Here is a 5,121-nt window from a genome sequence, read left to right as displayed (position 1 = left end):
GACAACCACAGAATCGGTCGTGATAGCGTCATCAACGGTCTGGCAGCGGAGGTAATCGATATTGGCGACATACAGGATCGCCGCTTCCTTGCCATCCACTGACGCCTTGAATTTGCCCGCCTCAAAATACCCAATAGTGCCGGGCAGTGTATCCACCGCCACCGCACCTTCTCGGTTCAGCATGGGATTGATAAACACACCACCAGCATGAATTACACGTTTTCCATTTGTAGCCATTTTCTTACTCCGGCATAGATGTGAATGATTCAGAAGAGTTGTTGCCTGTAAATGATGAGTTCAACCCTGTAGAGGTCTGGCATTGTGCATAGAATCCGTCGAGTGCAGCACCATCCAGCGCGTTAACCGCAGTATCGTCCAGTCCGAACTTGGCTTTCACCGCAGCGCGTTTGTCAAACTTCTCCTTGTCTGCGTTTGCCGCTAACCCTGACTCAAGGGAAGTGAGTTTCTCCGCGAACGGCTTAAACCAATCTGGCGCTTGAGAGGAGTTGTTAGCAGCCTCCTTGGGTTTTTCCTCTTCTTTCTTCTTGCCTTTGTCTTCCTTGTCCTTTTTCTCTTCATCTTTGAGTTCGTTATATGCAGTCAGCAACTCCTCATCGGATTTGCCATCAGTCTCTTTGTTTGCTGCTTTCAGGGCATTAATAATCATGTCTTTCATCGGATCGTGTTCCTGATTGGTTTTAACTTCTTCGTATTCAGTTGGCTTACGCACAACCTCAATGGGTTCCCCGACGAGTTCGGCGGTGCCGTCATCGTTCATGAGATATTTTTGGCGGTAGGTTTTACCGGAGCGGTAGTAAATGAATTTGTCAGGCCAGACAGTTTCCGGGTAAGGCCAGTCATCATCGGTATAGGTAGCTTTTAACTTCGCCCTGAGTGCGGAATAAATATCCTCAAATGAGAAGTTAGCAGCGTTGGTGAAAAAGAACTTTGCCTTATCAATCAAGCCCTCTTGGGTGCAATTTGCTGCCTCAGACAGATTAACCTGCTCAATTTCGAGCTTTTCGCCATCAGCGTTAACGAAAATCCCCACACCATCATCAGGCGTTGCCGCACCGGGTTCATCCGGAGGCAGAATTGCCACATGGTCGAATTGCATGTTGCGAGCAATCCAAGCGTATTTTTTACCCTTTGATTTCCCGCTGTTTTGTTCCCGCTGGAGCAGTAATCCCGTGGAAACATGGATAGGTTCGGCGTCCTTGTTAGCGATCAGGCCATCCAGTCGCTGCAATAAATCCTTGCCCTTTTCCGTAGACTCCGCATACCGACGATTGATCTTCATGTCCATGACAACCCGTTCGCCGTCTTTGCGTACATTCTCAGCCCATGCGCCAACATGAAACTGATTGACTGCACGGGGAACATCAGCAGAGACATACTGACCGTCAATGCTGGGGTGCCCCAGAGGCATCTGTTTGCCCTCTATTGATTGGTAGCTTTTGTTAATCTCACTGGCGGGATATAACCCCCCGTTCATCACAACATCATCAACAACGGGCACAACGCCACGAATGACGACATGTTCATCACCATCGATAGTTTCAGTTGAGATATTGGAGGAATTTAAGGCCAGTGATTTAACATGAACGCTGGATAGCTTCATGCTTTGACCTCGTTGAATTTACTTAGATAAGCTGTCCTGCCATGTCTTGCGCTCTTCTGACAGACGTTCAGTCAGCCCCTTGTTATACAGCTTCTCGTCATCATCCAGAATGCAGGGGGTTTGAGAGCAGTAACAGCGGTATTTATTGCCATCGCGAGAATAGAACTCTTCCACCTCGGCGGTGGTGTACGTTTTCCCATGTCTGGCGGCGTGCGTGTATCGCGTCGTGGCCTTAAGTGCTGATAGCCACAACACGGCGGTATTCAGCCCCAGTCGTTCACGCGCCCAATCCGCTTCGAGCCATTGCGCCCGACGCAGCGCACCAACCTGCTCCGTTTGTGCCATGTTCTTGGCGAGCGCCATCGACACATCCAACCGCTTGCTGATAATGCCCGCCGTTTCGCGTGGATTAATGCCACGCCCTATCGCATCCGCAATCACGTTGGCTAGATCAGCTCTGGCTTTATCGCTAATGCCCGTCCAGTCGCTATACGTTGATATATAGGCGGCTGCTATCTGGTTCTGGTAGGCGGGCGATGACAGTAGGGCTGTTAGCGTGGTTTGAGCTGCGTAGACAGGCGACTGCACTGACAGGCTCGTGTATGCCTGGTGCGTGCCTCTGTCATACTCAGCCGCCACATATTCCAGTGCCCATAGATTATCGCCGCCGCCTGCCAGTAGGTAATCATCCAGAATGACCTGAACCCGCTGTAACAGATCGGCCAGTTGCGCCGCTGTCATGTCGTAGATGTAGGTTCCGGCGTTTATCTGATAGAGCGTGTCGGTGCAGAGAATGTAACTTTGCTCGCCATTGCCCACCCGCTCACTGCCTGTTAATCTCTCGTCGAATAGCCGCCTGAGCGTTTCCTTGATACCGTAATACCGCCGCTCGATATCACGGAACATTTTATTGACCGGGCGATAGGATTGAGTGGGGTCACGTTTGTTTCTGGGTATTATCGGGGTTCCGATTCGGGTCTTGGTCATCAGTCAAGGGATCTCCTGCTGCACCTTGCGGCTCTGGTTCTTCCTCCAATGGCTCCAGCTCGCCCACGGTACGAATTTCATTGGGGGTGAAAATGGGTGTACCGAACGCCTGTTGAGTCTTAAGTGCGGCCTCAGCCATCTTAATCATATTGTCGATCTTCTCCTGCTCACTGGCTGCCAGCATGTCAGACCATGCAATGGTGACCTCTCCAGAACTGGGCGGCTCGATAATGCCGATTTCCCAAAACCGTTGTATCAGCCGAATCACATATTGCGTCAGGAATCCCCATCGACGCCCATTCAGGCGAACTTTCCATGTGGCATCGTCTTTATCACCCGCTAATTTTCCCGTCTGAGTGCCAAACAGAATGGTGAACGGCACTTGTACTGAGGCGCAAAACTCACGCGTCGTGACTTCCCATGTTGGCGTCGGGTCACCCGGAGCCACAGACAACACATTCAGCTTGCCAGCTTGCATCACTGCTGCTGAGTCAGTCCCTCGATTGAGCTTACTGATCTTGTCTTCCAGTGCTGCACCCAAGTCTTTGTATCCAGCTTTAACAGCCGCCGTGCTGATTTCTTGTATATTGGTTTCTTTGTCAAACTCCACCCCAATTTGGCGGGAAGCGTTTTTAAGAAAACCTTCGGAGCTGCCACCAGACACTTTCTCAACATCCAGTAGCTTGTTATATCCCGCCCTGAGCAGTGGTGTACCGGAAAAGATATCGCCATCCTCAGCACCCTCGCACAAGATAATGACCCGTGACGGATGTATGGCTAGCTGCTTCGCAGGTCCTTGCATCTCAACCTGACCCACCGGACGCTCGTCAAAGTTGAACATCGCAGGCTGTCCGTAGGTCTCTGAGTTAATGTCTGTATCCCATTCAGCAACGGTTAGTTGAGTCTCCCAAACGGGGATCAGGTTTACCAGCGCCTCTTCTTTCAATCGCGACACTATCGCGGTATCGACCGGCTCGCTCCATGTCCTGCTATCCCGAACCTGAATGAGTAATGCTGAGTAATGACCAATCATATTACGGCGGTCAGCATCTTTGATTTTCGGCCAGAACGGGTTTAACAACTTAGTGACCCGCGTTTCCCATGAACTGGTTGCCGTGGCCTCTTTCTTCTCTTCACCATCAACAATCGTGGGATTATCCTGCCAACATCCATCCAGTAAGCGATGCACAGCGGCATGAGCCACCGCATTGCGTTCATACGCGTTGTAATACTCCCTGAAACGGAGTTGTGTGGGATAACCAAATTCAGAATAAATATTGGTTCGTTTCGTATTGCCGCTAATGCCGCCTGACGCATAGATCATCCGCTTGGCGATGGTGTCAGCCAGACTATTAACGAGCAATTCTTGTTTGCTTTCATTCACGAAAGTCTCTCCTTAAAAGAAAAATGCGCCCACCGCCTTACGGTTATTCTTGGCAACAGCAAAATACCGGAAGCCATCCGCGCCATGTGATGTGAAGTCATGGAGTGGCTTATCTTTCCAGCAGCCGCGCTTGTCATCCCATTCTTTGCGATAGCTTTCCAGATGAGATATGCCCTCAGAGCACTTTTCTTCATCAAATGCACAGTTAGGCAAAATTTCACGTACCGACTCAATGCCAGTATCAACACCCACCTTTGGTACAACCTTAAATATCATTGAGTACCTCTGACCGTCGATCTCATACCCCTCACGCGCCAGCTCTCGGCGTGATTTAGCATCTGCACCAAACTCACGGTTATCAATATCATGGGGTCCCCAGTGTTCGCCGTAGGTATAACCTTTGTCTTTCAGCACCTTCATATAGTGCCGTAGTCCTTCACCTGAGTTTTCGTAATAGTCGATGATGTGGAACTCCTCCCCCACCTCACGCACAAACCAGACAGCCGTTGAATCCCCCACCCCGATATCCCAGAACGTATGGACAGGCAGATGTGAGTTATCCGGTAATTTACCAATGCGTTTATTTTCATACAGCCAGCGAAATTGTTTAGCGTAGTAAGCACCCTCAACAGATTGCTGAAATGCCTCAGATGGTATCGACGGATATTCCCGTTTCATATCGTCGCCCAGTGTTTTCTCTTTGGCGAGATACCACGCTTGTTGGCGTTCTGTCAGGTTGATCCCATGTTTTGCCTTAATCTCGGCAAAATAGTCAGCCAGTCGCTGTGGTATTGGTTCTACCGGGTCAATGGCATACAGCGGATTTTTCCACCACGAGAAGAAAAAGAATTTCCAATCGAGGTTAGACAACTGCTTACCTTGTATCTGTGCTTTCTCTGCCGTCTGACAGTAGTCAAAGAAGTAACCGGCTCGCCCTTCTGCCGTACTTTCAATGGTGGTGAAACAATCGGTTGATACTGCCTCAAATGCCCCGGTGACTATTTCGCGTGCTTTGTGGGGGAACTTGGCGCATATCTTCCCGAACTCAGAGACATGCAGATAACGCAATGTGCCACCACGGAATGAGGTTGATACATAGAGTGACCCGCCTTTACGAAAGACCAGCTCA

At 50.1% G+C, this 5,121-nt stretch carries 4 protein-coding genes and 1 pseudogene; all 5 read right to left on the bottom strand.

Annotated elements, in window-relative coordinates; genetic code table 11:
* A pseudogene (locus Xbed_RS17795) lies at positions 1-237 on the bottom strand (hypothetical protein); the annotation flags it as partial.
* Positions 238-241: 4 nt separating this feature from the next.
* Positions 242-1,621, bottom strand: coding sequence for a DUF2213 domain-containing protein (locus Xbed_RS17790; protein WP_086114177.1), 1,380 nt, complete (start codon positions 1,619-1,621; stop codon positions 242-244).
* A gap of 18 nt (positions 1,622-1,639) precedes the next feature.
* Complete coding sequence (locus Xbed_RS17785; RefSeq protein ID WP_244182544.1) at positions 1,640-2,608, bottom strand: phage minor head protein; 969 nt, start codon at positions 2,606-2,608, stop codon at positions 1,640-1,642.
* A complete protein-coding gene (locus Xbed_RS17780) occupies positions 2,559-3,932 on the bottom strand; it encodes an anti-CBASS protein Acb1 family protein (protein WP_422641375.1) in 1,374 nt (457 codons plus the stop codon). The genes Xbed_RS17785 and Xbed_RS17780 overlap by 50 nt, the downstream gene beginning before the upstream one ends.
* Before the next feature lie 72 nt (positions 3,933-4,004).
* A partial coding sequence (locus tag Xbed_RS17775) for a terminase (protein ID WP_086114175.1) occupies positions 4,005-5,121 on the bottom strand: 1,117 nt, incomplete at its 5' end.

The organism is Xenorhabdus beddingii (genome assembly GCF_002127545.1).
GTDB classification, from domain to species: Bacteria; Pseudomonadota; Gammaproteobacteria; order Enterobacterales; family Enterobacteriaceae; genus Xenorhabdus; species Xenorhabdus beddingii.
Note: the sequence above shows the minus strand (reverse complement) of the source record. Positions and strands in the feature narration are given on the sequence as shown.

Bases quoted from the DNA above. Each gene is read 5' to 3' on its own strand.
- Xbed_RS17785 (WP_244182544.1), bottom strand. From the start codon at position 2,608: ATGACCAAGACCCGAATCGGAACCCCGATAATACCCAGAAACAAACGT.
- Xbed_RS17790 (WP_086114177.1), bottom strand. From the start codon at position 1,621: ATGAAGCTATCCAGCGTTCATGTTAAATCACTGGCCTTAAATTCCTCC.
- Xbed_RS17780 (WP_422641375.1), bottom strand. From the start codon at position 3,932: ATGATCTATGCGTCAGGCGGCATTAGCGGCAATACGAAACGAACCAAT.